The 26,719-nt window shown below is 68.4% G+C and carries 27 protein-coding genes, 3 tRNA genes and 2 pseudogenes; 30 read left to right on the top strand and 2 right to left on the bottom strand.

All coding sequences use genetic code 11. The annotated features are described in order from the left end of the window. Positions 1 to 544 precede the first annotated feature (544 nt). Together glp and VGT00_04700 are read left to right on the top strand one after the other, a co-directional pair. Positions 545 to 1,819, top strand: a complete 1,275-nt coding sequence (gene glp / locus VGT00_04705) for a gephyrin-like molybdotransferase Glp (GenBank protein ID HEV8530694.1) — start codon at positions 545 to 547, stop codon at positions 1,817 to 1,819. A 23-nt stretch (positions 1,820 to 1,842) separates the two neighbouring features. Continuing rightward, the gene (locus VGT00_04700) at positions 1,843 to 2,319 is read left to right on the top strand and encodes a DinB family protein (GenBank protein HEV8530693.1); all 477 of its coding nucleotides are present in this window, start codon (positions 1,843 to 1,845) and stop codon (positions 2,317 to 2,319) included. Positions 2,320 to 2,327: 8 nt separating this feature from the next. Here VGT00_04700 and VGT00_04695 read toward each other — a convergent pair whose 3' ends face one another. Then, positions 2,328 to 3,320, bottom strand: a complete 993-nt coding sequence (locus tag VGT00_04695; GenBank protein HEV8530692.1) for a YeeE/YedE family protein — start codon at positions 3,318 to 3,320, stop codon at positions 2,328 to 2,330. A 216-nt stretch (positions 3,321 to 3,536) separates the two neighbouring features. Between VGT00_04695 and ybgF the strand changes: the two genes are divergently transcribed. The 24 genes from ybgF to VGT00_04575 all read left to right on the top strand — a co-directional run bounded on the left by ybgF (position 3,537) and on the right by VGT00_04575 (position 24,194). After that, positions 3,537 to 4,403 carry a tol-pal system protein YbgF gene (gene ybgF / locus VGT00_04690; GenBank protein ID HEV8530691.1) on the top strand — a complete coding sequence of 289 codons (867 nt, stop codon included), beginning with the start codon at positions 3,537 to 3,539 and terminating at the stop codon, positions 4,401 to 4,403. Between the two features lie 72 nt (positions 4,404 to 4,475). Next, positions 4,476 to 5,429 (top strand): DNA-processing protein DprA, encoded by a 954-nt coding sequence (dprA, locus tag VGT00_04685; GenBank protein ID HEV8530690.1) that lies wholly within the window; start codon positions 4,476 to 4,478, stop codon positions 5,427 to 5,429. 305 nt (positions 5,430 to 5,734) lie between these two features. After that, the gene (gene topA / locus VGT00_04680; GenBank protein HEV8530689.1) at positions 5,735 to 7,999 is read left to right on the top strand and encodes a type I DNA topoisomerase; all 2,265 of its coding nucleotides are present in this window, start codon (positions 5,735 to 5,737) and stop codon (positions 7,997 to 7,999) included. Positions 8,000 to 8,009: 10 nt separating this feature from the next. After that, complete coding sequence (gene xerC, locus VGT00_04675) at positions 8,010 to 8,882, top strand: tyrosine recombinase XerC (protein HEV8530688.1); 873 nt, start codon at positions 8,010 to 8,012, stop codon at positions 8,880 to 8,882. A 13-nt stretch (positions 8,883 to 8,895) separates the two neighbouring features. Beyond that, positions 8,896 to 9,432 (top strand): ATP-dependent protease subunit HslV, encoded by a 537-nt coding sequence (gene hslV / locus VGT00_04670; GenBank protein HEV8530687.1) that lies wholly within the window; start codon positions 8,896 to 8,898, stop codon positions 9,430 to 9,432. Positions 9,433 to 9,445: 13 nt separating this feature from the next. Next, complete coding sequence (hslU, locus tag VGT00_04665) at positions 9,446 to 10,807, top strand: ATP-dependent protease ATPase subunit HslU (GenBank protein ID HEV8530686.1); 1,362 nt, start codon at positions 9,446 to 9,448, stop codon at positions 10,805 to 10,807. A 34-nt stretch (positions 10,808 to 10,841) separates the two neighbouring features. Then, a complete protein-coding gene (gene argB / locus VGT00_04660) occupies positions 10,842 to 11,699 on the top strand; it encodes an acetylglutamate kinase (protein HEV8530685.1) in 858 nt (285 codons plus the stop codon). A gap of 24 nt (positions 11,700 to 11,723) precedes the next feature. Then, on the top strand, positions 11,724 to 12,923 hold the full coding sequence (locus VGT00_04655) for an aspartate aminotransferase family protein (GenBank protein ID HEV8530684.1): 1,200 nt from the start codon (positions 11,724 to 11,726) through the stop codon (positions 12,921 to 12,923). Further along, complete coding sequence (gene argF / locus VGT00_04650; protein HEV8530683.1) at positions 12,920 to 13,831, top strand: ornithine carbamoyltransferase; 912 nt, start codon at positions 12,920 to 12,922, stop codon at positions 13,829 to 13,831. The genes VGT00_04655 and argF overlap by 4 nt, the downstream gene beginning before the upstream one ends. Continuing rightward, entirely contained in the window at positions 13,828 to 15,036 is a 1,209-nt protein-coding gene (locus VGT00_04645; GenBank protein ID HEV8530682.1) for an argininosuccinate synthase, read from the top strand. Before argF ends, VGT00_04645 begins: the two co-directional genes overlap by 4 nt. After that, complete coding sequence (locus VGT00_04640; GenBank protein ID HEV8530681.1) at positions 15,026 to 15,841, top strand: 2-phosphosulfolactate phosphatase; 816 nt, start codon at positions 15,026 to 15,028, stop codon at positions 15,839 to 15,841. Before VGT00_04645 ends, VGT00_04640 begins: the two co-directional genes overlap by 11 nt. After that, positions 15,838 to 16,413: a CDP-diacylglycerol--glycerol-3-phosphate 3-phosphatidyltransferase gene (gene pgsA / locus VGT00_04635; protein HEV8530680.1), complete on the top strand. Its 576-nt coding sequence runs from the start codon at positions 15,838 to 15,840 to the stop codon at positions 16,411 to 16,413. Before VGT00_04640 ends, pgsA begins: the two co-directional genes overlap by 4 nt. Beyond that, positions 16,410 to 17,006, top strand: coding sequence for a glycerol-3-phosphate 1-O-acyltransferase PlsY (plsY, locus tag VGT00_04630; GenBank protein HEV8530679.1), 597 nt, complete (start codon positions 16,410 to 16,412; stop codon positions 17,004 to 17,006). The genes pgsA and plsY overlap by 4 nt, the downstream gene beginning before the upstream one ends. Beyond that, a complete protein-coding gene (locus VGT00_04625; GenBank protein HEV8530678.1) occupies positions 17,003 to 18,013 on the top strand; it encodes an NAD(P)H-dependent glycerol-3-phosphate dehydrogenase in 1,011 nt (336 codons plus the stop codon). Before plsY ends, VGT00_04625 begins: the two co-directional genes overlap by 4 nt. After that, positions 18,006 to 19,028, top strand: a complete 1,023-nt coding sequence (gene galT, locus VGT00_04620; protein HEV8530677.1) for a galactose-1-phosphate uridylyltransferase — start codon at positions 18,006 to 18,008, stop codon at positions 19,026 to 19,028. Before VGT00_04625 ends, galT begins: the two co-directional genes overlap by 8 nt. 61 nt (positions 19,029 to 19,089) lie before the next feature. Further along, positions 19,090 to 19,164: transfer RNA gene (locus VGT00_04615), tRNA-Gly, on the top strand. Between the two features lie 50 nt (positions 19,165 to 19,214). Further along, positions 19,215 to 19,290, top strand: a tRNA-Cys gene (locus VGT00_04610). A gap of 25 nt (positions 19,291 to 19,315) precedes the next feature. Beyond that, positions 19,316 to 19,404 (top strand) — tRNA-Leu (locus VGT00_04605). Positions 19,405 to 19,434: 30 nt separating this feature from the next. Beyond that, on the top strand, positions 19,435 to 19,908 hold the full coding sequence (locus VGT00_04600; protein ID HEV8530676.1) for a secondary thiamine-phosphate synthase enzyme YjbQ: 474 nt from the start codon (positions 19,435 to 19,437) through the stop codon (positions 19,906 to 19,908). An 83-nt stretch (positions 19,909 to 19,991) separates the two neighbouring features. Next, on the top strand, positions 19,992 to 21,707 hold the full coding sequence (locus VGT00_04595) for a radical SAM protein (GenBank protein HEV8530675.1): 1,716 nt from the start codon (positions 19,992 to 19,994) through the stop codon (positions 21,705 to 21,707). After that, positions 21,707 to 22,012 carry a Rieske (2Fe-2S) protein gene (locus VGT00_04590; protein HEV8530674.1) on the top strand — a complete coding sequence of 102 codons (306 nt, stop codon included), beginning with the start codon at positions 21,707 to 21,709 and terminating at the stop codon, positions 22,010 to 22,012. Before VGT00_04595 ends, VGT00_04590 begins: the two co-directional genes overlap by 1 nt. Next, a complete protein-coding gene (moaA, locus tag VGT00_04585) occupies positions 21,961 to 23,028 on the top strand; it encodes a GTP 3',8-cyclase MoaA (GenBank protein ID HEV8530673.1) in 1,068 nt (355 codons plus the stop codon). Before VGT00_04590 ends, moaA begins: the two co-directional genes overlap by 52 nt. A gap of 111 nt (positions 23,029 to 23,139) precedes the next feature. Then, positions 23,140 to 23,820, top strand: a complete 681-nt coding sequence (locus VGT00_04580; protein ID HEV8530672.1) for a chlorite dismutase family protein — start codon at positions 23,140 to 23,142, stop codon at positions 23,818 to 23,820. Beyond that, complete coding sequence (locus tag VGT00_04575; protein HEV8530671.1) at positions 23,817 to 24,194, top strand: hypothetical protein; 378 nt, start codon at positions 23,817 to 23,819, stop codon at positions 24,192 to 24,194. The genes VGT00_04580 and VGT00_04575 overlap by 4 nt, the downstream gene beginning before the upstream one ends. Here VGT00_04575 and VGT00_04570 read toward each other — a convergent pair. Continuing rightward, positions 24,187 to 24,516 (bottom strand): annotated as a pseudogene (locus tag VGT00_04570) (DinB family protein). The gene VGT00_04575 and the pseudogene VGT00_04570 overlap by 8 nt on opposite strands. Before the next feature lie 218 nt (positions 24,517 to 24,734). Here VGT00_04570 and VGT00_04565 point away from each other — a divergent pair. The 4 genes and pseudogenes from VGT00_04565 to VGT00_04550 form a co-directional block, all read left to right on the top strand. Beyond that, positions 24,735 to 25,685 (top strand): hypothetical protein, encoded by a 951-nt coding sequence (locus VGT00_04565; GenBank protein ID HEV8530670.1) that lies wholly within the window; start codon positions 24,735 to 24,737, stop codon positions 25,683 to 25,685. A 154-nt stretch (positions 25,686 to 25,839) separates the two neighbouring features. Beyond that, a pseudogene (locus tag VGT00_04560) lies at positions 25,840 to 25,956 on the top strand (ferrochelatase). 63 nt (positions 25,957 to 26,019) lie between these two features. Beyond that, positions 26,020 to 26,382 (top strand): hypothetical protein, encoded by a 363-nt coding sequence (locus VGT00_04555; protein HEV8530669.1) that lies wholly within the window; start codon positions 26,020 to 26,022, stop codon positions 26,380 to 26,382. Further along, positions 26,370 to 26,719, top strand: a 350-nt coding sequence (locus tag VGT00_04550) for a P-loop NTPase (protein HEV8530668.1), incomplete at its 3' end; no start/stop codon positions are given. The genes VGT00_04555 and VGT00_04550, both read left to right, overlap by 13 nt.

Below are 26,719 nucleotides of genomic sequence, written 5' to 3'. Positions count from 1 at the left end.
GCGGCGGGATGCTGAGGGGCAAGCGGAGTTGGCGAAGGAATCTGCATAGGAGCCCTCCTCGTGTTGAGGCGACTCTACACCCTGGTTTTCGGGCTTCCGGAGAGCGTCCGGGACGGGCGAACTCTGGAGACGAAATGATTTTTGATCCGGTCGCGTAAGACCGTAAACGGGTGAGCCTATGCGTGCCGCTGGGCCGGCACTAGCTGAGGGCTGCCGCCGCATCACCAAGTCACCCAGCCAAGGCTGTCAAGCGGAAAAGCGCGGGCTCCGACTTTTGGTGTATTCCTCCGGATACATTGATGCCTCGCGGAGGCCTCGGATGGCATCGGACTAGCTCAGGGCGACGACGGCTTGTTGCTCGTCGAGGAGCCAGAGCACAGCCATCCGCTTCGGGCTCAGTCCGCTGATGCTGGATTAGTACCCCGAGATTTGCAGTCTCCCCGCGTTGCCTCGATGGACATGACGGGGAGCCGCTGGGAAGAAGCCCTGGGGAGGAGCAGCGGTCGCTCCCCCCGGACCCGGACCCAATTGATACAATGTCCGCATGATCTCGGTCGAAGAGGCCCTGGAGCGGATCCTCTCGCGCATCGGCACGCTCGGCGAGGAGCAGGTGCCGTTGACGCGGGCCCTCGGCCGTGTCCTGGCCGAGCCCGTAAGCTCGAGTCTCGATCTTCCCCCCTGGTCGAACTCTTCCATGGACGGCTATGCGCTCAAGAGCACGGATGCCGCGGGCGCCTCCGCGGCGAGCCCGGTGCGGCTCGCCGTGGCTGGGCGCGTGGCGGCTGGGCACATGGCAGACAAGCCGCTCGCCGCCGGACAGGCCTTCCGCATCTTCACCGGCGGACCGCTGCCCGAGGGGGCGGACAGCGTGATCCCACAAGAGGAGGTCAGGGTCGAGGGGGAGATGCTGCTCGTGCCTCGACCGGTCAAGGCGGGCGAGTTCGTCCGGCCCCGCGGCGAGGACATGCGCGCGGGCGACTCGGTGCTCGAGCGCGGCCGCCTCATCGGGCCGGCCGAGCTCGGGCTCCTCGCCGCTCTCGGCCATGCGCAGGTGCGTGTCGTGCGGAAGCCGCGCGTCGGCATCTTGTCCACGGGCGACGAGATCGTGGACCTGGGTGGTCGCCTGGGCCCCGGGCAGATCCCCAACTCCAACACCTACTCGCTGCTGGGACAGGTGAGTGAGGCGGGCGGTGAGCCCGTCGCCCTTGGGGTGGCCGGCGACCGCCTGGAGGACATCGAGGCGCGTTTCCGGTGGGGGCTCGGCTGCGACTTGCTGATCTCCTCGGCGGGCGTCTCGGTGGGCGAGCACGATTTCGTCAAGGCGGCGCTGGAGCGACTGGGAGCCGAGCAACACCTGTGGCTGGTCAACATGCGGCCGGGCAAGCCCATCGCCTTTGCGACGATACCGTCGGCGGGCGTGGCAATTCGAGCTGAGCAGCACGGCGGCGCGGCAAGCACCAAAGAGAACGCGCTCCCCGTCTTCGCGCTTCCCGGGAATCCGGTCTCGGCCATGGTCACCTTCGAGCTCTTCGTCCGTCCCGCGCTTCGTCGACTGGGGGGTCACGCCCGGCTGCACCGGCCCATGGTCCAGGCGCGGGCGCTGGCGCCGATCCCGAATCCCGGTCGCCGGCGCGGCTTCCTGCGGGTGACGCTGACCGTGGACGAGGCGGGCGGCTATGGAGCGCACCTCACCGGCGACCAGAGCTCGGGCATCCTGCGCTCCATGGTGGCCGCCGATGGGCTTGCCGTCATTCGCGGCGACAGCACCATCGAGGCGGGTGGCACGGTGCCGGTAATCGTGCTCCGCGACGTTCGTTAGGTCGAACTCAGGAGGGCCATCCCATGGCTGACGACAAGGTGCTGCGCGAACAGCTTGCCACGTTCCTGCAGGGCGACCAGGCCCACATGTCGCTCGCCGACGCCGTCAAGGGCTTTCCCGTCAAGGACATGAATGTCAAACCACGAAACGTCCCCTACACCTTCTGGCACCTGCTGGAGCACATCCGGATCGCGCAATGGGACATCGTCGAGTTCATCAAGAACCCGAAATACGAAGAGCTCAAGTTTCCTGATGACTATTGGCCGAAAAAGAACGCGAAGGCCACGAAGAAGGACTGGGACCATACCCTCGCGCAGTACGCAACCGACCTTCGAGAGATGATCGCCATCGTCAAGGATCCCAAGACCGACTTACACGCGAAGATCCCGCACGGTGACGGTCAGACGATCCTGCGCGAGGCCATTCTCATCGTCGACCACAATGCCTACCATATCGGCGAGCTCGCCATTCTCCGCCAGGTGACGAACAACTGGAAGTGACGGCCGAGCTACCCCTTCCTTAAATAGAGGGTCCAGAGGGTCAGCCAGCCGCCCGCGAGCATGGAGAGGAGCGTCACCAGGCTGCCCACGGCCAGGGTCGCTCCATTGGTCAGTCCCTGGGTGACATTGCACCCTTCGGCGAGGATGGCCGAGCTGCCCATCAGGAGACCACCCGAGAAGATCTTGACGAGGCTCGAGCTGGGCGGAAGCTTCCAGCTGAACTCGCCTGACTGCCGGGCCGCGATGAACGCCCCCACCGGCACGCCGATGAGCATGACCATGCTCCAGTTCACGCGGTTGGGGAAGCCCACGAGCGGGTAGGTGAGGAGCTCTCCGGTATTGATGGCGAAGGTGAGGCCGACGGGAGGTCCGCCGATGCCGGAGGCCCACCAGCCGCCCGCGATCAGGATGCCCGCGGCCGCGCCCGTCGCGGGCCAGGGCCACTTGCGGTGCTGGGGCTCACCGGGCGCTTTCGCCATCCAGATGGCGCCCGCGATGGCGAGCAATCCGATGACGAGCCAGGGCGAGACGCCGAAAATGCGCGCCAGGGTCGGCGGGTCGCCGCCCACGGTGATGGCGGGCGCCTGGAGAGAGGCGCGCACCGGCGCGAGCGCTCCGAGCCGCGCGGCGGTGGCGCCGAGGGCGAAGCCCAGCAGGATGATCCACGCGCCCACCGCGCCTTCGCCCGTGCGATACCAGGTGCTGCCCGAGCAGCCGCCGCCCAGTATCATCCCCGCGCCGAAGATGAGACCGCCCGTGACGTTCGAGAGCCAGTGAAAGGGGCGTATCGGGATGTCGACCAGTCCCGAAGCCTGAAGCGCCTGGACGCCGATCATGGCCACGAGCAAGGCCAGCGCGTAGGCGCGCAGAATCGTCGCGTCGCCCGTGAGGACGAGGTTGGACAGCGCGCGGACGAGACAGAAGCCGCCGCGCTGGGTGACATAGCCCCACGCCGCGCCCGCCGCCAAGGCCGAGAGATAGAACGGCCACTCCGCGTCCATTTAAGTCCTCGCGCTCAACTCAGCTCTCGGCTCGCGCCTTCGGCGCTTACCTCGCACGGCCACATGCTCGTGCCTGCGGCAGCTCGGCCATGTTTCGGCTCGAAAGTCGGTGCTCACGCGCGCATGCTAGCGTGAAGGCCTGATTGAGTCAAAAATGGCGCGCACTTGCGTCTGAGGTTTGACTTGGCGTGGAGGCGGATGCTACGGTGCCCAATCATGGCTGTTCCCCTTTTTCGCGCGGTCATCTGCGCCTTGCTCACGCTCATCGTCGCGGGTTGCGCGAGCGGAAGCAAGGGCAAGAGCGCGGCTCCGCCCGCGGCGTCCTCGGGACCAGCGGAGCGTTCGGCGGTGGAGCGTCCGACGCGGCCCCCGACGCTCGAGGAGCTGAGGAAGTCGCAGGACACGCAGGCACAAGAGGTCGGCCGTCTGACCGGCGAGGTCAAGGCGCTCGATGCCCAGCAGGCCTTCCTCGTGGCCGAGCTCAAGAGTCTCAGCGAGCAGCTCGCCAAGCTCAAGGCTTCCGTCGACGACGCGCGCCTCGCCGTGGAGGCCATCCAGCGGTCGACTCCCGTGACTCCTCCGCCCACTGCGCCGCCCGCGGCCCTCTCTCAGCCCCCGCCGCCCATGCTGCCCCCCGCGGCGCCGCCGCGCGCGGCCGCGGCGCCGCCCCCCGTCTCTCTCCGCAATCCCGATGCGGACCGCATGTTCGCCGCCGCGCTGGCCAAGCTCCGCGCGGGTGAGGACGGCCAGGCCGCCCTCGAGTTCACGGAGTTCGTCACGCAGTTCCCCAATCATCCCCAGGCCGCCGCCGCCCAGAACTGGATCGGCGAGGCCTTCTATCGGCAGCGCGACTACAAGCAGGCGGTCGCGGAGTTCCAGAAGACGGTGGACAACTACACGCAGACCACCCAGGTCGCCGAGGCGTTGCTCAAGATCGGCCTTTGCAAACGCGCCATGGGAGACGTCGCAGGCGCGCGCGCGGCCTGGGAGCAGGTGATCAAGCAATATCCGCGGAGCGAGGCGGCCACTCAGGCGCGCGGACTTCTCGCGGGCCGCACCAACGGCGGTTCGCGCATCCGGTAGAGGGCAGTTTGGAGGGCTTTCCGAGGTGGTTTGCTATACTGGTCGGCACTGCGTCGAGATGATGGACATTAAATGAGCGTCACGCGAGAGCGTATCCGGAGTGAGACAGCCATCGCCGCGAGTTGCATCACGCGCGACGAGGCCTCGTACCCTGCGAATCTGCGGGAGATTCCCATGCCGCCCGAGCGGCTCTGGATTCGCGGCCGCGTGGAGGCGGATGACGCGCTCGCCATCGCCATCGTGGGCGCGCGCGAGGCGACGCCCTATGGTCTCGGATGTGCCGAGCGACTCGCCGCCGACCTCGCGGCCCGCGGCGTCACTGTGGTGAGCGGGCTCGCGCGGGGCATCGACAGCGCGGCTCATCGGGGCGCGCTCGAAGCGGGAGGCCGGACCATCGCGGTGCTGGGCTCGGGGGTGGACGTGATCTATCCGCCGGAGAACCGGCGGCTCGCCTCCGATATCGTCGCGCGCGGCGCCATGGTGTCCCAGTTCCCGCGGGGCACGCCGCCGCTGGCCGGCTATTTCCCCGCGCGCAATCGCGTGATCGCCGGGCTGTCCCTGGGGGTGGTGGTGGTGGAGGCCGCCGAGAAGAGCGGCTCGCTCATCACCGCGGGGTTCGCGGGCGAGCTCGGGCGCGAGGTGATGGCGGTGCCGGGACCGCTGACAAGTCTCATGAGCCGGGGTGCCCATCGCCTCATCCAGGATGGCGCCGCGCTCGTGCAGGGATGGGAGGACGTGGTCGGCCAGCTCCCCCTCCGCTTCCGCGACCAGGTCAAGCCAGTGGTCGGTACGGCTCCAGCGGGTAGCCCTAACCATCTCGCCCACCGTCAACATGCCGAAGGGCATGTTGAAGACAATGAAGACGGCTCTCGGCTGCTTCGAGTCATCGGGCGGGAACCCATAGGCATAGACCAGATCATCGAAAGGAGCGGGATGGCGCCCGGACGGACCTCCGCGCTCCTCATGACGCTCGAGATCGAAGGGCGGATACGGCAGCTCGAGGGCAAGCGCTTCGTCGTTTCGTAATTGTTGTTCGAGCCGAGACGCTGCCGACGAGCCGCAGGCGAGGAGAGCGGCGAGGCGAGAGCTGAGTGGATTGTTCGAGCCGAGACGCTGCCGACGAGCCGCAGGCGAGGAGAGCGGCGAGGCGAGAGCTGAGTGGATTGTTCGAGCCGAGACGCTGCCCGCGGTTCGAGTTGAGCGACGGCCAGAGGCCGGCGCGAGACGAGGGCCGGGTCGATCCCGCAGGCGTGGCAGTTCGAGCTGAAGGGCAAAGCCCTGAGGCGAGGGCTGAGTTGATCAGCGGCGAGGCGAGTGCTGAGTAGAACCGCATGAAAGGACAATGCGTGGCCAAGAAATCGCTGGTGGTGGTGGAGTCGCCCACGAAGGTCAAGACGATCCAGAAGTATCTGGACTCGAGCTTCATCGTGCGGGCCTCCATGGGCCATGTCCGCGATCTGCCCAAGAGCAAGCTGGGGGTGGACGAAAAGAAGGGATTCAAGCCCGATTACCGCGTGCTCCCCGCCAAGAAGAAGGTGCTCGACGACCTCAAGAAGGCGGCCGAGAAGGTCGACGCCCTCTACATCGCCACCGACCCGGATCGCGAGGGCGAGGCCATAGGCTGGCATCTCGCGCAGGAGCTGGGGGTGCCCAAGGCCAAGACGCACCGGATCATGTTCAACGAGATCACCGAGCGGGCGGTCAAGGCCGCCTTCCTGCACCCGGGCAAGATCGACATCAAGAAGGTGGACGCGCAGCAGGCCCGGCGCGTGCTCGATCGGCTGGTCGGCTACAAGCTCTCTCCGCTTCTCTGGGACAAGATCCGCCGCGGCCTCTCGGCCGGACGCGTCCAGTCCGTGGCCGTCCGCCTGATCACCGAGCGCGAGCGGGAGATCCAGGCCTTCGTGGCCACCGAGTACTGGTCGCTGCACGCGCGGCTCAAGGGCAAGAACCCGCCCGACTTCACGGCCACCCTCCGCGAGGTCAAGGGCGAGAAGGCCAGCCTGCCCTCCGAGGCCGAGACCCTCAAGATCATGACGGGCCTCCACGGCGCCACCTGGCGAGTCAAGAGCGTCACCCGCGGGGAGCGGCGGCGGAATCCCGCGGCCCCCTTCATCACCTCGACCCTCCAGCAAGAGGCGAGCCGCAAGCTCCACTTCACGGCGAAGAAGACCATGATGCTCGCCCAGCAGCTCTACGAGGGCATTGAACTGGGAGCCGAAGGGCAGGTCGGCCTCATCACCTACATGCGCACCGATGCCGTGCGGGTGGCGCGCGAGGCCCAGGCCGAGGCGCGCCAGTGGATCACCGGGCGGCTTGGCCGCGAGTACTTGCCGGACTCGGCGCCGTCCTACAAGGCTAAGAAGAGTGCCCAGGAGGCCCACGAGGCCATCCGCCCGAGCGCGGTGGAACGCGAGCCGAAGGCCCTCACGCGGTATCTCTCCAAGGACCAGCTCGCGCTCTACCGGCTGATCTGGGAGCGCTTCCTGGCCAGTCAGATGCTGCCGGCCGTCTACGATACCGTGTCGGCCGACATCGACGCCGGCAAGTGTCTCTTCCGCGCCCAGGGCTCGACCCTCAAGTTCGCCGGCTACATGGCCGTCTACGTCGAGTCCCGCGAGGAGTCGGAGACGACGCCGGAAGAGGAGCAGGAGTCCGTGGTGCCGCCCCTGACCGAGGGCGAGATCCTCAAGCTCCTGGCCCTCGATCCCAAGCAGCACTTCACCCAGCCGCCCCCACGCTTCACGGAGGCCTCGCTCGTCAAGACGCTCGAGGAGCAGGGGATCGGGCGGCCGTCCACCTACGCGCAGATCCTGTCGACCATCCAGGACCGCGAGTACGTTCGGCGCGAGAAGGGCACGCTCTTCCCCACCGAGCTCGGCATGCAGGTCAACGACATGCTCGTCCCGTACTTTCCCGAGATCATGGACGTCGAGTTCACGGCCCAGCTCGAGGAGTCGCTGGACAAGATCGAGGACGGTGACGCGGACTGGGTCAAGACGGTGGAGTCTTTCCACAAGCAGTTCGTGAAGGACCTCAAGCGCGCCGGCAAGGACATGGACAACTTCAAGGGCGGCGTCGACACGGGGCAGCCCTGTCCGGATTGCGGCAAGCCTCTGGTGGAAAAGTGGGGACGCTTCGGCAAGTTCCTCGCGTGCTCCGCCTATCCCGATTGCAAGTACACCAAGGACCTGGGCGGGCGGGAGAAGCCCGCCGACGAGCCCACGGAAGAGAGCTGCCCGACCTGCGGCAAGCCCATGGTGATCAAGCACGGCCGCTTCGGGAAGTTCATCGCCTGCTCGGGCTATCCGGAGTGCAAGACGACCAAGCCCGTCACCCTCGGCATCGCGTGCGCGGAAGCCGGCTGTGACGGCCAGCTCGTCGAGCGCCGGAGCCGGAGGGGCAAGACGTTCTACGCCTGCAACAAGTACCCCGACTGCAAATTCGTGGCCTGGGCGCGTCCCATCCTCGAGCCGTGCCCGACGTGCGGCGCCCCTTTCCTCACGGAGCGCGTGGCCAAGGGGGGCAAGCGCACGCGCACCTGCATTCGCGGCGAATGCGGCTACCGCGCCGAGGTCGTCCCCTCGGTCGCCTGAGAGGTCCGGCATGCCGGACTCTGTCGCCCAGTTCCTGGACTATCTCGATCACGAGCGAGGGGCCTCGCCGCATACCCTGCGCGGCTACGCCACCGATCTCGCGGAGCTCCGGACCTTCCTGGCCCGCCAGGGGGTGAGGGAGCTGGCGCGCGCCGACTCCCGGGCCATCCGCGCGTGGCTGGCCTGGCTGCACGACCGCAAGCTCGCCAAGAGCTCGATCGCGCGGAAGCTTGCTACGGTGCGGAGCTGCTTCAAGTTCCTGGCCCGGCGCGGCGCGGTGGAGCTCAACCCCGCGCGGCAGGTGCGGAGCCCGAAGCTGCCCAAGCGCCTGCCCTCCTTTCTTCCCAAGGACGAATCCAAGGATCTTCTCGACCTGCCGCCCGAGCGCTCCGCGGCGGGCTTGCGCGACCGCGCCCTCCTCGAGCTGCTCTATGCCTCGGGGCTCCGGGTGGCCGAGTGCTGCGGCCTCGATCGGGACGACGTCGACCGGCGGCAGGGCACCGTGCGGGTCATGGGCAAAGGCGGCAAGGAGCGCGTGGTGCCCGCGGGGGACGCCGCCTTGCAGGCCGTGGATGCGTGGCTCGCGGTACGGGGCGAGGCGAGGGGTCCACTCTTCACCAATTCTCGCGGGGGGCGACTGACCACTCGAAGCGTTCAGCGCATCGTCAAGGGCCGGGCGCGCGCCGCGGGCATAGATCGGCGGGTCACCCCGCACACGCTCCGACATAGTTTCGCCACGCATATGCTGGGCGAGGGTGCCGACCTCCGCCTCATCCAGGAGCTTCTCGGCCATAGCCGGCTCAGCACCACGCAGCGCTATACCCACGTGAGCCCGGAGCACCTCATGAAGGTCTACGACGCTTCGCACCCCCGGGCGAACTAGGGCCATGACCTCCATGAACGATACCTTTCACGCGACCACGGTGGCCTGCGTGCGCCACAAGGGCCGGGTCGCCCTGGCCGGCGACGGCCAGGTCTCGATAGGGCAGACGATCGTGAAGGCGGGCGCTCGCAAGGTGAGGAAGGTCTATCACGGGCGGGTGCTCGCGGGCTTCGCGGGCGCCGCCGCGGATGCCTTCACGCTCTTCTCGAAGTTCGAGGCCAAGCTCGAAGAGCATCGCGGCAATCTGTCGCGCGCCGCCGTCGAGCTCGCCAAGGACTGGCGGATGGACCGCGTCCTGCGCCGGCTCGAGGCCCTCATTGCCGTGGCGGATGCCGAGGTCTCCTTCATCGTCTCCGGCACCGGCGACGTGATCGAGCCCGACGACGGCCTCATCGGAATAGGGTCGGGCGGGCCCTATGCTTTGGCGGCGGCGCGCGCGCTCTGCGCCCACTCGGATCTGGCCGCGGAGCAGATCGCCGAGCAGGCGCTCCGCATCGCCGCCGGCATCTGCGTGTACACCAACGATCACATTGTCGTAGAGACGTTGTAGAGGGTAGGGAGACTTGAATACATCGTCGGCGCTGACTCCGGTGCAGATCGTGGCGGAGCTGGACCGCTATATCGTGGGCCAGCACGCAGCGAAGAAGGCCGTGGCCATCGCGCTCCGAAACCGCTGGCGGCGCCAGAACCTGCCCGCGGAGCTCCGCGACGAGGTGGCGCCCAAGAACATCATCATGATCGGGCCCACGGGGGTGGGGAAGACGGAGATCGCGCGCCGGCTCGCCAAGCTCTCCCAGGCGCCCTTCATCAAGGTCGAGGCGTCCAAGTACACGGAAGTCGGCTATGTCGGCCGCGACGTCGAGTCCATGATCAGGGACCTGACCGAGCTCTCCGTGAACATGGTCAAGGCCGAGATGGCGGGGGCGGTGCGGGAGCGGGCCGAGGTCCTGGCCGAGGAGCGCGTGCTCGATCTCCTGCTCCCGCGCCGGCCCGGCGAGGCCTTCTCGAGCGGCACCCTGGAAGAGATCTCGCCCGATGCCTCCAGAGACGCCACCCGGGACAAGCTGCGCGCCCAGCTCAAGGCGGGCAAGCTCGACGAGCGCATGATCGAGCTCGACGTCCAGGTCCAGGCCGGGCCCATGTTCGAGATCTTCTCCGGGCAGGGCATGGAGGAGGTCGGCATGAACATCAAGGACATGCTGGCCAATCTCATGCCCGGCAAGACCCGCCGCCGGCGGGTCAAGGTCGGCGAGGCGCGGCGGCTCCTCGCCCAGGAGGAAGCCCAGAAGCTCGTGGACGTGGACGAGGCGGTGAGCCAGGCCATTCGCCGGGTGGAGGATTCCGGCATCGTCTTCCTCGACGAGCTCGACAAGATCGCGGGCCGGGAAGGGATGCACGGTCCGGACGTGTCCCGGGAAGGTGTCCAGCGGGACCTCCTGCCCATCGTCGAGGGCTCGACGGTGACGACCAAGTACGGGATGGTCCGGACCGACCATATCCTGTTCATCGCCGCCGGCGCCTTCCACGTCTCCAAGCCCTCGGATCTCATCCCGGAGCTGCAGGGCCGGTTCCCCATCCGCGTCGAGCTCGAGCCCTTGACGCGCGAGGATTTTGTCCGCATCCTTGGCGAGCCGCAGAATGCCCTCATCAAGCAGTACGTGGAGCTGCTGAAGACCGAGGGCGTGACCCTCACCTTCGGGCAGGACGCCGTCGAGGAGGTGGCGGAGATCGCCTCCATCGTCAACCAGCGCGCCGAGAATATCGGGGCGCGGAGGCTCTACACGGTGATGGAGAAGCTGCTCGAGGAGGTCTCGTTCGCCGCGCCGGACATGCGAGGCCAGGAGGTCACCATCGACGCGCACTACGTGCGCGCCCACCTGGCCCCCGTCCTCAAGGACGAGGACCTCTCGCGCTACATCCTTTAAAGAGGACGACAGGGTGGCCACGGACACGAAGGCCATGATCCAGCGGGCGGAGGTGCTGCTCGAGGCGCTGCCCTATATCCGCGCCTTCCAGGGCAAGACCCTCGTCATCAAGTATGGCGGGGCGGCCATGGACCAGGCCGACCTCAAGGAGCAGTTCGCCCGCGACGTGCTGCTCCTGAAGCTGGTCGGCATGCGACCGGTCATCGTCCACGGCGGCGGCCCGCAGATCGGGGCCCTCATGAAGCGCCTGGGCAAGGAGCCGGAGTTCGTGGGGGGCATGCGGGTCACCGACCTCGAGACGGTCGAGATCGTCGAGATGGTGCTGGTGGGCAAGATCAACAAGGAGATCGTCGGCCTCATCAACCTCCACGGGGGCCGCGCGGTGGGGCTCAGCGGCAAGGACGGCTCGATGATCCGCGCGCGCAAGCGCATGCACCGTCAGGCCGACGGTACCCTGGCGGACATCGGGCTGGTCGGCGAGGTCGAGAGCGTCGATCCGGAGCCCATCCGGGTGCTCGAGGCGGGCGGCTTCATTCCCGTGATCGCGCCCGTGGGAGTAGGCTCGGCGGGCGAGACGTACAATATCAACGCAGACCTCGTGGCGGGCGACGTGGCCGCCGCGCTCCTGGCGGAAAAGCTCATCCACCTGACCGACGTGCAGGGCATCACGGGCGATGACGGCAAGCACATCTCCACGCTGGTCAAGCGGGAAGCGGAGCGGCTCATCAAGAGCCACGTGATAGAGGGAGGCATGCTGCCCAAGGTCGAGTCCGCGCTCCGGGCGCTGGCGGGAGGGGCCCAGAAGGCGCACATCATCGATGGTCGCGTCCCCCACGCCATCTTGCTCGAAGTGCTGACCAAAGAGGGAATCGGGACGGAGATCGTCCTCTAACAGAAGCACGCAAGGAGAGACCAGGTGGACACGAAGCGGATGATCGAGCTGTCGGATGCGCGGCTCATGACCTTCACCAAGCGGCAGCCCGTCGCCCTGGTGCGAGGCGAGGGGGTGCGCGTCTGGGACTCCGACGGCAAGGAGTACCTCGACTTCACGGGCGGCATCGCCGTCACGGCGCTCGGCCATTGTCACCCGAAGGTCGTGGGGACGCTGCGGGAGCAGGCGGCCACCCTCGTGCACGTCTCGAACATCTTCCACATCCCCCAGCAGGCGCAGCTCGCGGCCCTTCTCTGCGACCATTCCTTCGCCGACCGGGTCTTCTTCTCGAACTCGGGCGCCGAGGCCAACGAGACGGCCATCAAGCTCGCCCGGAAATGGGCCAAGCAGCACGGGTCGAGCGACCGCGGCGACATCATCAGCATGCATGGCGGCTTCCACGGCCGGACCCTGGCCACGGTGACGGCCACGGCGCAGGAGAAGTATCACCACGGCTTCGAGCCGCTGCCCGCCGGCTTCAAGTACGTCGCCTACAATGACCTCAAGGCCCTCGAGCGCGCCATCGATAGCCGGACGGCCGCCGTGCTCGTCGAGCCCATCCAGGGCGAGGGCGGCGTCATCGTGCCCGACGACGGCTACCTGCCCGGGCTTCGCAAGCTCTGCGACGAGGCGGGTATCCTCCTCATCCTCGACGAGATCCAGACGGGCATGGGCCGCACGGGCAAGCTCTGGGCCTATGAGCACTCAGGGGTGGCGCCGGATATCATGACCCTGGCCAAGGCCCTCGCCAATGGCGTGCCCATCGGCGCGACCCTCGCCACCGAGGCCGTGGCCAGCGTCTTCACGCCGGGCAGCCATGGCTCGACCTTCGGCGGCAACCCGCTCGCCACCGCGGTCGGGGTGACGGTCTTCAGCACGCTCGTGGAGGACAGGCTGGCGGAGCGCGCCGCGCAGATGGGCAAGATCCTCCTCAAGGGACTCGAGGCCTTGCGGGCCAAGCACCCCAAGGCCGTGAAGGACCTCCGCGGGCGCGGCCTGCTCGTGGGCCTCGACGTGGTACCGCCGGTGGGCGACGTGGTGGCGGCCTGCCGCGAGCGCGGGTTGCTCGCCCTGACGGCGGGTGACAATACGCTCCGCCTGGCCCCCGCCCTCATCGTCAGCGACAAGGAGATCGGGCAGGCCTGCGACATCATCGACACCGCGCTCAAAGCGACGGCGCCGTGAATCATTTTCTCTCCGTCCGCGACCTCGACCGGAAGCATGTCCTCGACATCTTCAAGCTGACGGCCGAGCTCAAGGCCAAGGTCAAGTCGGGGGAGCGCGTGACGCCGCTGGCCGGCCGCACGCTCGCCCTCATCTTCGAGAAGCCTTCCCTGCGCACGCGGGTCACCTTCGAGGTCGCCATGGTCCAGCTGGGCGGGGCCGCCGTCTATCTCTCCGCCCAGGAGATCGGCATGGGTAAGCGCGAGTCCGTGCCCGACATCGCTCGCAATCTCTCGCGCTGGGTCGACGGCATCGCGGCGCGGGTCTTCGCCCACCAGACGCTCGAGGAGCTGGCGCGCTGCGCGACGGTGCCCGTCATCAACGCCCTCTCCGACTTCGAGCATCCGTGCCAGGCCATGGCCGATCTCTTCACGCTCTGGGAGCGCGGGATCGAGCTCAAGGGGCTGGAGCTGGCCTGGATCGGTGACGGGAACAATGTCCTGAACTCACTGCTCTTCCTTTCGGCCCTGACCGGGGTCAGGGTGCGGGCGGCCTGTCCGCCGGGCTATGAGCCCACCCCCGCGGTGCTCGAGGCTTGCCGCGCTCTGGGGGGGGAGGTGCGCGTCACCACGGACGCGCGCGAAGCGGCCGAGGGCGCCCACGTGCTCTATACCGACGTCTGGATCAGCATGGGGCAGGAGGCCGAGCGCGAGAAGCGGCTCGAGGCATTCCAGCGCTACCAGGTCAATGACACGCTGCTTGGCTTCGCCTCTCCCCAGGCCCTCGTCATGCACTGCCTGCCCGCCCACCGGGGCGAGGAGGTCACGGACGCCGTCCTGGACGGACCGCGGAGCATCGTGCTCGACCAGGCCGAGAACCGGCTGCATATCCAGAAGGGCATCGTCTTGCACCTCTCGGGCCCGGCATGAGCAAGTCCGTCAAGAAAGTCGTCCTCGCCTATTCCGGGGGGCTCGATACCTCCGTCATCCTCCGCTGGCTCATCGAGACCTACAAGTGCGACGTGATCGCCTTCTGCGCCGATCTGGGCCAGGGAGAAGAGCTGATTCCCGTCCGCGACAAGGCCCTCCGCACGGGGGCGTCTGCCGTGCACATCCGGGACCTCCGCGAGGAGTTCGTGAGGGATTTCGTCTTTCCCATGCTGCGCGCCAATGCCGTGTACGAGGGCGCCTACCTCCTCGGCACTTCCATCGCGCGGCCGCTCATCGCCAAGGCCCAGGTGGAGATCGCGCGCGAAGAAGGGGCCGACGGCGTGAGCCATGGCGCCACCGGGAAGGGCAATGATCAGGTGCGCTTCGAGCTGACGTACGCGGCCCTCGCCCCCGACCTGACCGTCATCGCGCCGTGGCGCGAATGGGAGCTCGACTCCCGCACCTCCCTCATGGAGTTCGCGAGAAAGCACGATATCCCGGTGCCCGTGACCGCGGAGCGGCCGTACTCGACCGACCGCAACCTCTTCCATATCTCCTTCGAGGGTGGAATTCTCGAGGATCCCTGGACGGAGCCGCCGCCCAAGATGTTCCTGCTCACGAACTCGCCGGAGTCCGCGCCCGACGTGCCCGTCTACATCGAGGTGGACTACGAGGAAGGCAATCCCGTCGCCGTGGACGGCCGGCGCCTGGGTCCCGCCGCGCTGCTGGAGGCGCTCAATCGAACGGGCGGCGAGCACGGGATAGGCCGGGTCGACCTGGTGGAGAACCGGTATGTCGGGATGAAGTCGCGCGGCGTCTACGAGACGCCGGGGGGAACCATCCTGCACGCGGCCCACCGGGCCCTCGAGTCCCTGACCCTCGACCGCGAGGTGCTGCACCTGCGCGATTCCCTCGTGCCGCGCTATGCCGAGACCATCTACTACGGTTTCTGGTTCGCCCCGGAGCGCCAGGCCCTCCAGACCCTCATGGACGGCATCCAGAAGGATGTGACGGGCACGGTCAGGCTCAAGCTTTACAAGGGCACGGTGACGGTGGCCGGGCGCCGCTCCCCCCGCTCGCTCTACCGGACGGACTTCGTGACCTTCGAGGCGGACCGCGTCTACCGGCAGAAGGACGCCGAGGGATTCATCAACCTCAATGCCCTTCGCCTCAAGATCCGCGCCCTCCGAGACGGTGGCCGATAGGCCACCGCCTTTCGTGATGCGCGTGCACGTGGCCCTGACCCCCGCGGAGTTTCCACGCCTGGCTCTCGCCGGACAAACCGCCCTGGTCGTCGACGTGCTGAGGGCGACCACCACGGTGGTTGCGGCCTGCGCGGCCGGCTGCGTCGGAGTGATCCCGGTGGCCACCCCCGAAGAAGCACGCGCCGCCGCGACCCGGCGGCCCGAGTGGCTGCTCGCCGGCGAACGGAACGGCGAGGCCATCGAGGATTTCGATCTCGGAAACTCTCCGCTCGAGTGCACGCCCGCGCGCGTAGGCGGACGCACCCTCGTCCTCACCACCACGAATGGGACGGCGGCCATGCTCAAAGCGCGCGAGGCCGCCGCCGTGGCCGTGGCCGCCTTGACCAATGTCTCGGCCGCCGCGGCGTGGGCCGCGCGTCGCGGACAGGACGTCACCGTGCTCTGCGCGGGAGAGAAAGGCGGATTCTCTCTCGAGGACGCGGTGTGCGCGGGCCTGCTCGTGGAGCGCCTCTGCCGGGCGGGGCAGGGCACGGAGCCGAGCGGCGAGGCGCGGGCCGCCCAGGCCCTGGGACACCTCTACGGCACGCGCCTCGACCGGCTGCGCGCCGACTCGACCTGGGCGAGGACCCTGGCCGCGCAAGCCCGCGCGGCCGATCTGGATGCCTGCCTCGTGATCGACGCAGCGAACGTGGTGCCGATCCTGGTCGGCGGGATGATTGCGCCCGATGGGGCGACCTTGACTTGCGCGGAGGCGGGGGTCGATACTCGGACGGGCCGCCGGCTGCGCCCGGATGCCACCAGATGAATCTCGCCATCGCGCTCACCCTCGTCCGCATCGTCCTCGTCCCCTTCGTCATCCTTTTCCTGATCTCGTCGTCGCGGGTGCACGTGTTGATCGCCGCCCTCATCTTCTTTGCGGCCTCGCTGACCGACTGGCTCGATGGATGGGTGGCGCGGCGTCGCAACCAGGTTACGCGCCTCGGTACCCTGCTCGACCCGGTGGCCGACAAGCTCCTCGTCGCCGCCGCCCTGATCTCGCTCGTCCAGGTCGACATGATCAATGCCTGGATGGCCATGGTCATCATCGGGCGCGAGCTCGCGGTGACGGGGCTCCGGGGCGTAGCGCTATCTATGGGCGTCATGGTGCCTGCCTCGGGCCTGGGCAAGATCAAGACGGTGTCCCAGTACGTCGCCATCACCTTCCTCATCCTCGACCGCGGAGTGCCGCGCGACTTCCTGCCCTTCCACCTCGTGTCCTGGGGCACCCTTTGGGTCGCCCTCGCCTTCACCGTCCTCTCGGGCGCCGACTACTTCTACCGCTTCCTCCTCAAGGCGGGGCCGCGGACGCTCATCAAGGACCAGGAACGCTGGCCGTGAGGGTGCTGGGGCTGGTGGCCTCGTATCTCATCGGCGCCATCCCCGTCGGCTTTCTCGTGGCGCGCGCCGCGGGCGGCTTCGACATTCGCGGCAAGGGCAGCGGGACTATCGGCGCCACCAATGTGCTGCGGACCCTGGGACCGGTGCCCGCGGTGCTCACGCTGCTCGGGGATATCGCCAAGGGTTATCTCGCGGTGCGCGTGGCCGAGGTGCTCGGCCCGGAGCCGACATGGGGGGCGGCAGGCGCCCTCCTGGCCGTCGTGGGCAATTGCTGGCCCGTCTTTCTGCGATTCCGAGGCGGCAAGGGAGTGGCCACGGCGCTCGGGGCCTTTCTCGCTCTCGTCCCGAAGGCGGTCCTGCCCTCGGCGGCCCTCTGGATCGCCCTCGCCGCGATCTTCCGCTATGTCTCGCTGGCTTCCATGGCCGGCGCGCTGACGCTCCCCGTGGCCACGCTGGTCCTGGGCTATCCGCGCGAATCGGCGGGCGCCGCGGGCCTCGCGGCTCTCGTCATTCTGTGGCGCCACCGGGAGAACATCCGACGGCTGGCGGGGGGGACGGAAAACCGTCTGGGCCGGCGGCTGCCGGCGGCATGACCGGCGCCGCGGTCATCGGCGCCGGGAGCTGGGGCACGGCCCTCGCCGCGCATCTGGCTCGGCTCGGGATCCCCACGCGCCTCTGGGCTCGCGACGCCGCCCTGGCGCGATCCATCGCGATCGCGCGCGAGAACGCGCGCTACCTGCCGGGTATGCGGCTTCCCGACCTCGTGGAGCTCACGGGTGACCGTGACGAGGCGCTCGCGGGCGCCGACCTCATCGTGGTCGCGGTGCCCTCCCACTTCTTGCGCGGCGCGCTCGCTCCCATGGCGCCGGCCATGGGCCCGCGCGCCATCCTGCTCTCGGCCACCAAGGGTCTCGAGCTCGGCAGTGCCCTGCGCATGTCCGAGGTCCTGTCTCAGATCGCGCCCGATCGAACGGTGGCGGTCCTGTCGGGTCCGTCCTTCGCCCGCGAGGTCGTCCTCGGCCGCCCCACCGCACTCGTCGTCGCCTCGGCGAGTGCCTCCGCGGCGGGCGAGCTTCAGGCGAAGCTGACCGCCCCCGGGCTGCGGCTCTACACCAATGGCGATGTCGTCGGCGTCGAGATCGGCGGGGCGCTCAAGAACGTCATGGCCATCGCCACCGGACTGAGCGACGGACTCGAGCTCGGCGAGAATGCCCGCGCCGCCCTCATCACGCGCGGGCTGGCCGAGATAGGCCGGCTCGCCTTGGCGTTGGGCGGCCGACCGGCCACGCTGTCGGGGCTGGCCGGCCTGGGAGACCTCGTGCTGACCTGCACGGGTACCCAGAGTCGCAATCATGCGCTCGGCCTGGCCATGGCGCGGGGCCGGAGCCTGGCCGAGGTCGAGGGCGCGACGCCCATGATCGCGGAGGGCGTACGCACCGTCGCCTCCGCCCTCACCCTCGCCCGCGCCAAGGGCGTGTCGATGCCCATCTGCGAACAGGTGTCGGCGGTGCTCTTCGAGGGCCGCGCCGTCCGCGATGCGCTCCAGGCCTTGCTCGCGCGCGAGCCGAGACCCGAGGAAGAGGGCGCGGTTCGTGCCTGAGCTCCGCCGGGATCCCATCGTGGGCCGCTGGGTTATCATCTCGACCGAGCGGTCGCGGCGCCCATCGGACTTCATGTCGACGCCCGCGCATCCCGTGGGCGCCGGGCCCTGCGCCTTCTGTGCCGGGCAGGAGACGCGCACGCCGGACGAGGTGCTGGCCGTGCGCGGGGCCGGGAGCACGCCCAATTCTCCCGGATGGTCGATCCGGGTCGTCCCCAACAAGTTTCCCGCCCTCCGGATCGAGGGCGAGCTCGAGCCCACGGGCGAGGGACTCTACGATCGGATGAGCGGAATCGGCGCGCACGAGGTCATCATCGAATCGCCCGACCACGCCGCCTCCATGGCCACGCTGCCCGAGACCCATCTCGCGGCCGTGCTGGGAGCGTGGCGGGACCGGATGATCGATCTCCAGAAGGACAAGCGCTTCGAATACGTCAGCGTGTTCAAGAACCACGGCGAAGAGGCCGGGGCCTCGCTCGAGCACCCGCATTCTCAGCTCATCGCCACCCCCATGGTGCCCATGGCCGTGGAGGAGGAGCTCGAAGGGGCGCTCCGTCACTTCCGGATCAAGAAGCGGTGCATCTGGTGCGACATCATCCGGCAAGAGATGCACGCGAAGGTCCGGGGACTCGGGCGCCTCATCGTGGGCGAAGGGGGCTTCGTGGCCCTGTCGCCCTTTGCCCCGCGCTTCCCCTTCGAGACCTGCATCCTTCCCGAGAGCCACCGATCGAGCTACGAGGAGATGAGCGGCGGAGAGCTCCTGGCTTTGGCCCGCGTCCTCGGAGACGTGATCAGGCGTATGGGCCGGGTGCTCAACGATCCGGCGTGGAACCTGACGCTCCACAGCGCGCCCCTCAAGGCCACGGCCCTGGATCATTTCCACTGGCACCTGGAAATCGCTCCCAAGCTGACCCGGATGGCGGGATTCGAATGGGGGACGGGCTTCTTCATCAACCCCACGCCGCCGGAAGAGGCCGCCCGATACCTCCGCGAGGGCGCGCCAAAAGGCTCGTAAGTTGACACCAGACAAGCGCTTTGTTACACTCCCTCCGTTCCGTGGACAGGGTGGTTTTCGTGCGGGAATAGCTCAGTGGTAGAGCACAACCTTGCCAAGGTTGGGGTCGCGGGTTCGAATCCCGTTTCCCGCTCCATGTATATTTTGCGGGGTCCGGGGTCGAGCCGGCCCCTCATTGAGGTATGCGGCGGCGTAGCCAAGTGGCTAAGGCGGAGGTCTGCAAAACCTCTATTCAGCGGTTCGAATCCGCTCGCCGCCTCCAAGACGAGCCGGCGGGCGCCGCAGGCGCCGGGGTGGCGGAACTGGGAGACGCAGCGGACTTAAAATCCGCTGGCCCTGCCGGGCCGTGGGGGTTCGATTCCCTCCCTCGGCACCAGCAGCGCGGTGAACACGTGCACGGGCGTTGATGGCGGGACGCGCCCGCGACGAGGGAGGCAAGGCCGTGGAGACCCTCAAGGTCGTGCGGAAGACTTTCACGATGCTGAGTGAGAACCACACCCAGGTCCTCGACATCACCAAGCAGATCCGAGACATCATGCTGAGCGCAGACGTGAAGGAAGGCATCCTGCTCGTCAATTCGCTGCATACCACGTGCGCGCTCTTCGTCAACGAGTTCCAGGGCGCCCTCATCGAGGACGTCAAGACGATGATCCAGTCTCTGGTGACCGAGAACAACGGCTACCGTCACGACGATCCACGCTACTCGGACTGCGAGCGCGGCAACGCGCATTCCCACCTGAGGGCGGCGCTGCTCGGCCGCAGCGTGGCCGTGGGGATCAGCGGCGGCGAGCTCTCCCTCGGACGCTTCCAGTCCATCCTCTTCGCCGAGCTCGACGGGCCGCGGCCGCGAAACATCGACGTACAGATCATGGGCGTCTAGCCGGTTTCCGAGGTCTCCCTCCTCGGGTCGTCCCCACCGCCGCCGCGGCCGTGGTGCCGCGGCCGGCATGGTAAACTCACGGCATGTCCTGGAAGCTCAAGCGCAAAGCCCAAGCCCTGCTCGCGGGTGAAGAAGGCCAGGTCCACAAGGACTGGGGCGGGCGCATGTCCATCGCCCTCGTCTATCCGAACAGCTATGCCGTGGGCATGTCGAATCTGGGCTTCCAGACCATCTACGAGCACCTGAACGCCATTCCCGACGTCGTCTGCGAGCGCGTCTTTTTCCCCGATCCCGAGGACCTCGAGGAGCAGCGGCGCAGCGGGACGGCTCCCTTCTCGCTCGAGTCGCTGCGCCCGCTCAGGGACTTCGACCTCATCGGCTTCTCCGTCACCTACGAAGGCGACTATATCAATGCTGTCCGTCTGCTCGCCATGGCGGGCATCCCGCTGCGGGCGGCCGAGCGCGGCCGCCATGATCCCATCGTGCTCATGGGCGGGGTGTGCGCGTTCTCGAATCCCGAGCCGGTGGCGCCCTTCATGGACGCGGTCGCCGTGGGGGAGGGCGAAGAGCTCGTGGGCGAGATCGTCGAGGCGTGGCGGGCGAGCGGGGCGGAGGAGGCCCGGGACCGGCGGCGCCGTTTTCTCGAGCGCCTGGCCGGGCTCGACGGCATCTATGTGCCGGGCGCCTACGACATCGGATACGCGGTGGACGGAACCATCGAGGCAGTGACGCCGCGCGAGTCCGGGGCCCCCGGCGTGATCGTCAAGCGGCGGCTCCGCGACGTCGATGCCTTCGAGACGCGGTCCATGCTGAAGACCCCGAAGGCCGAGTACGGTCACATGGCGCTCCTCGAAGTCGGCAAGGGGTGCGGGAGAGGCTGCCGGTTCTGTCTGGAAGGGCAGATCTACCGGCCCGTGCGCCACCGGAGCCTGGAGGCCCTGCGCGAGTCCGTGGCCCAGATCGCGAAAGAGTCCACTCGGGTGGGGCTGGTGGGGGCCTGCGTGTCCGACTACCCGCACATCGGCGAGCTCATGAAGATGCTCGAGGAGTACGGCGTGGAGGTCTCGATCTCGTCGCTGCGCGCCGACAGCCTGACCGAGGATCTGGTAGCGTCGCTCCAGCGGGGCGGGCACCGGACGCTGACCATGGCGCCGGAGGCGGGCACAGCACGCCTGCGCCGGGTCATTCGCAAGCTCATCACCGACGAGCAGCTCATGGCCGCCTGCGATCTCCTGCGCAAGTACGGCATCCCCAACCTCAAGTGCTACTTCATGATCGGCCAGCCCACGGAGACGATGGAGGATGTCCTGGCCATTGTCGACCTCGCCCGCCGCATGCTCGAGAGGCTCCGCGTGCCGGGTCCCGACGGCCACCCCTTCGGCAAGCTGACCCTGTCGGTCTCCTCCTTCGTGCCCAAGCCCTGGACGCCCTTCCAGTGGGCGCCGTTCGACGACCCACGCGATCTCGAGGCCAAGCTCGACGCGATCAAGCAGGGGGCCCGGAGGCTTTCCGTCCGCGTAGTGCACGAGAATCCCCGTGAGGCGGGGCTGCAGGCCCTCCTGGCCCGAGGCGATCGCCGGGTGGCGGACTTCATCGAGCTCGCCGCGCGGCGGGAGGGCGACTGGCGCCGGGCCTTGAGAGAGTGGGACGGGGAGGCGGCCTTCTACACGCAGCGCCCCCGCCCCGAGTCCGAGATCTTCCCGTGGGACCACTTCGACGTGGGCGTCAAGAAGCCGGGTCTCCTGCGCGAGTGGCAGCGGGCCGGACTCGGCGAGCCCGCCCTCCCTCAGGTGCGCTGATGCCTCGCGTGCGCGTGGGAAGCACCAAGGACGTGCCGGCGGGGGAGGGACGCGTGGTCGAGGCGGGAGGCCGGACGGTGGCCCTCTTCAATGTGGACGGCTCCTTCTACGCCCTCGACAATGTCTGCGCCCACCGCGGGGGTCCGCTGGGCGAGGGCGAGCTCGACGGCCCCGTGGTGACCTGTCCCTGGCACGCCTGGCGCTGGGATGTCACGAGCGGCGCCAACATGAACAATCCCGCCGTCAAGATGGCATGCTTCCCCGTCAGCGTCGACGGCGAGCAGGTGTGGGTGGAGCTGCCGTGATCCGCGACGCCTGGCAGCGTCCGCTCCGCAACCTGCGTCTGTCCGTCACGGACCGCTGTAATCTCCGCTGCGCCTACTGCATGCCCGAGGAGGAATACGCCTGGCTGCCCCGGGCCGACATCCTGACCTTCGAGGAGATCGCACAGCTCGTGGACGTGTTCGCCGACCTCGGCGTGGACAAGGTGCGCTTCACGGGCGGCGAGCCTCTTCTGCGCAAGGATCTGCCTCGTCTCGTCACCATGATCGCGGCCGAGCCGCGAATCCGCGATCTCGCCATCACCACCAATGGCATCCTGCTCGCGGCCGAGGCGTCGGCGCTCCGGAGGGCGGGCATCGGCCGCGTGACGGTGAGCCTCGACACCCTCAGGCCCGACCGCTTCCGGGCCCTCACGCGGCGGGACAGCCATGCCCAGGTCCTCGAGGGCATCGCCGCCGTCCACGGCATGGGCTGGGGCGGTCTCAAGCTCGACAGCGTGGTGCTCCGCGGCACCAACGACGACGAGCTGGCCGACCTCATCGAGTTCGGCAAGCGCATGAGCGCGGAGATCCGCTTCATCGAGTACATGGACGTGGGCGGCGCCACGCGCTGGACCATGGAGCAAGTGGTCTCCCGGCGCGAGATGCTCGAGCGGCTTTCCGCGCGCTACGGCGCCATCGAGCCGGTGGTCGAGGAGTCCTCGGCGCCCGCCGACCGCTTCCGGCTCTCCGATGGCACGGTCTTCGGCATTATTTCTTCGACCACGGCGCCCTTCTGCGCCTCGTGCGACCGGAGCCGGCTCACTGCCGACGGGCAGTGGCTCCTCTGTCTCTACGCCACGGCCGGCCTCGACCTGAGGAAATCACTCAGGGAAGGCTTGTCGAAAGAGGAGATCACCGCGATCATCCGCTCGGCCTGGCAGGGCCGGCGCGATCGGGGAGCCGAGGAGCGGCTGGCCGTGAAGAACAGGCAGCCCCTGGTCCAGATCACGGAGCTGCGGGCCCGGCCACACCTCGAGATGCACACGCGCGGCGGCTAGGAGCATCATGCTGAATGTGGTGGGAGGGTCTGGAGGAGGAGCGGAGCCGCTCCCCCCAAGTTCCAATCGAACATGAGCGGAGAGACCAGGCCCCCAGACATCAAAATAGACGTGACGGAGCGCGGCGCCAATCAACAGGCGAGCGACCGCCGGCTCTTCATGCAGCTCCAGGTCTTTGGCGGCTGCGCCGAGCCCAAGGCTCTTCAGACCGCGCTCGAGCGAAGCCACATCGAGGCCGTGCTCTACTCCGATCTCCACGACCCCCGAGGAGTCGGCGTTCTCACCTTCGCCGAGGACCCCGTCTTCTTCGCCACCCGCCAGCGCGAGATCCTGGGCGCCGAGCCATTCGCGGCCCTCCGCCGCAAGCCCGAGCTCGCCATGCTCGGGCGCACGTACTCGAGCGGCTTCGAGCACGACCTCGAGGACTGGCTCCTGCGACGCCCGCGACGGAGCGTGCTGAATCCCGCGTGGCCCTGGGCCATCTGGTATCCGCTCCGGCGTACCGGCGCCTTCGCCCGGCTGTCCGCGCAGGAACAGGGGGCCATCCTCCGCGAGCACGGCACCATCGGGCGCGCCTACGGGGACGCGGACCTCGCGCACGACGTCCGGCTCGTTTGCGATGGCCTCGACGTCCACGACAATGACTTTCTCATCGGCCTCGTGGGCAAGGAGCTCTATCCGCTCTCGCATCTGGTCCAGGCCATGCGGAAAACCGTCCAGACCTCCGAGTACATGGCGAGCCTCGGCCCCTTCTTCGTGGGCCACGTCATCTGGCAGAGCCCCGCTCGTTGATCGCGCTCCGATCGGCGCGGGCCGCCTGGCTGGCCGTGCTGATCGTCGTCCCGCTCGCCGGTTGCGCCTCGCTGCCGCCGGAGAAGCCCGTCACCTCCATCGGCGACATCGCGGGCGAATGGCGCGGCACCATCCGGTTCGGCCTCGGCCCCTTCGAGTTCGTCAATGTCACCATCAATCCCGACAGCACGATGGTCATGCAGTGGGGCATCAATACCAAGTGGGGCAGGGTCGCGGTGGTGAACGGCCGGGCGAGTTTCGATCTCGGTATCTGGAGCGGCCCCCTCTACTACCTCGAAGGGCCGGAAGGACGCTTCCTCATCATGCAGCCGGTGTTTGGCGCCTTCAACGCCCAGCTGACGCCCCTCAAGTAGTCCCGCGCGGGCGCGCGCACCAGGCGGCCACATTGGCATCGATTTGGCTGGCGTGGATTTCCAGGTGCTCGGCGTAGATGGCGAGCCAGTCTTCCGCCGAGGAGCGGCCCGATTCCGTGTGCCGCCCCACGCGGCCCCAGGCCTCCTCGGGCAATCGCCGCAGCAGGACGACGGTATTGGCCCGGACGGCCTCGACCACGGCGAGAGCGGGCTCGAGCGGGTGGCCGTGGTAGTCGAAGCGCCGGGCCCACTCCGCCTCGTTGTAGCCCACGACGACGGGGTCGGGCTCGGCGGTGAGGTAACGGATGCGCGCCGCCGCGTTGGTCTCGGAGTCTGCACCACACCGCCAACGCGTTGGGAGGGTTTCAGGACCTCTGGCGGGTCCTCCGACCCGGCGGGTTCATCGTGATCGGGCTCTACAACACCTACGGGCGACTCCTGCTGGATCTCCGGAGCGCCTGAACGCTCCGGGTTGCCCTCGCGGGGGTGACGGTGGTACAAGTCGGTGAGGCTCGGGACCGTTCGACAAAGAGGACGACCATGACCGCTCCCCCTCGTCACCTCCGCGAAGGCGTCATCGCCGGGCTCATCGGGGCGACTTTGGTCGCCGTCTGGTTCCTCATCTACGACGCGGCACGCGGCGCCCCATTCCGGACGCCGGCGCTCCTCGGGAGCGCCGCCCTCCAGGGCGTCCAGAACCCGCAGGCCGTCCCCGTCTCCCCCGGCCTGGTGGTCCAGTACACCGTGCTCCACGGCGTCGTCTTCGCCCTCGTCGGGATCCTCATTGCCTTCCTGATCGCCTCCGCGCAGCACCAGCCGGCGCGTCTCCTCATCCTCGTCATCGCGGTGTTCTGCTTCGAGGTGGTCTTCCTCGCCGTCGTCGTGTGGCTGGCGCGTCCCGTGCTCGACGACGTGGCCTGGTGGGCCATCCTCCTCGCCAACGCGCTGGCGGCCGGAGGGATGCTCGCCTACCTCTTCGTGGGGCACCGCGCCCTGGGGCGGGCGCTGCTGGGTCCCCGGAGCCGCGTGGCTCGAGAGGGCCTCGTGGCTGGCGGGCTGGGCGCTGCCGCGGTGGCCGTGTGGTTCCTGCTCTACGACATCGCGACCGGCGCGCCGCTGAGGACGCCGGCGCTCCTGGGCGCGGTAGTCCTCGAGGGGCTGCGCGATCCCGCGGCGCTCACCATCTCGCTGCCGCTGATCCTGAAATACACTCTCGTCCACGGGGCGGCCTTCGTGGTCTTCGGCTGGCTGGCGGCCGGGCTTCTGGCGCTGGCGGATCGAGAGCCGCGGCTCCTGTTCGCGTTCGTCATGCTGTTCGTCTGTTTCGAAGTATTCTCCATTGCGATGATCGCGGTTCTCGCCCACTGGCTCCTGGAGGCATTCGCCTGGTGGACGATCCTGGCGGCGAACCTGCTGGCGGCGCTGGCCATGCTCGGCTACCTCCTCCGCGAGCACCGCGTCGCCTGGCGCGCGTTCCTCTCGGAGCCATGATCGGCGAGGGCCTCTCCCCGACGCCGAGGCAGCGGGCGGAGGAAATCCTGCGCCGGCGGGCGCCCGTTGAGCGGGAAGCGCTGCTCGTCAAGGGCTGGATGTGAGCGTCAGGGTGGTCGTCCCGGTGTCCCCGCAGTAGCGGCACCGTTACGCCGCGATCGGGCGCCGCTCCCCGCTTCCCGAATGCACCAAGGCCCAGGCCGAGGCGCTTGCGATCGCCTTCGGCGGCATCCCGGTGTACGTGGGGATGCGCCAGTGGCACCCGTATATCGGAGACGTGATGCGGATACCGGTTCCAGATTCGCCGGTCCCGGGTTACCCTGTACCGGGACGCATGCGAGAAGCCAAGTTCCGTCAGGCGGCGTTCGTCTATCTGCACGTCGCGATCCTCTACGAGGCCACGGCGTACGTCATGTGGCGTCAGGGGATGCTTCCCACCCGGTTCGGCCCGCCGTTGCTCTGGCTGCTGGTCGCCGCCGGGGTGACCGCCGTCGTGGTGTACGGCCTCCTCCGCTGGCATAACCCCTGGTTCGCGCGCGCCGTCTGGCTGCTGCACAGCCTGCGCCTGCCCGCGCTCATCAACGGTGCCTTCTTCGCGGGCGCCGAGGAGCGAGTCGTCCCGGCGTTCTACCTCACCGCGATCGTCGTGGTGATGATCAACCTCTGGATGCTCGCCCGCGCCGGGTGGGACCTGTGAAGTTCCGCACCTACCACGAGGTCACCGGCTCCGACGCCTCCGCAATCGGCCCGCAGGTTGGTCGGCAACAGCAGCGGATCGAGGAGCGGCTCGCTCGCGTGAGGCGGTTGGTGGGGGTCATGAGCGGGAAGGGCGGCGTGGGGAAGACCTACGTCACCGCAGGCCTCGCGCTCGCCCTCGGGGAACGAGGACTTCGCGTCGGCGTGCTCGATGCGGACCTGGCCGCGCCGACGGCGGCCCGGGTTCTGGGCGGCTCGGGTCCGGTCGCGGTCGATGAGGAGGGGGTGCACCCGGCGACCGGCCGGGGCGGGGTCCGCGTGTTCTCGACCGACCTGCT

The organism is Candidatus Methylomirabilota bacterium (assembly GCA_036002485.1).
In the GTDB taxonomy this organism is placed as follows: domain Bacteria; phylum Methylomirabilota; class Methylomirabilia; order Rokubacteriales; family CSP1-6; genus AR37.
This window is presented reverse-complemented; position numbering and strand designations above follow the sequence as displayed.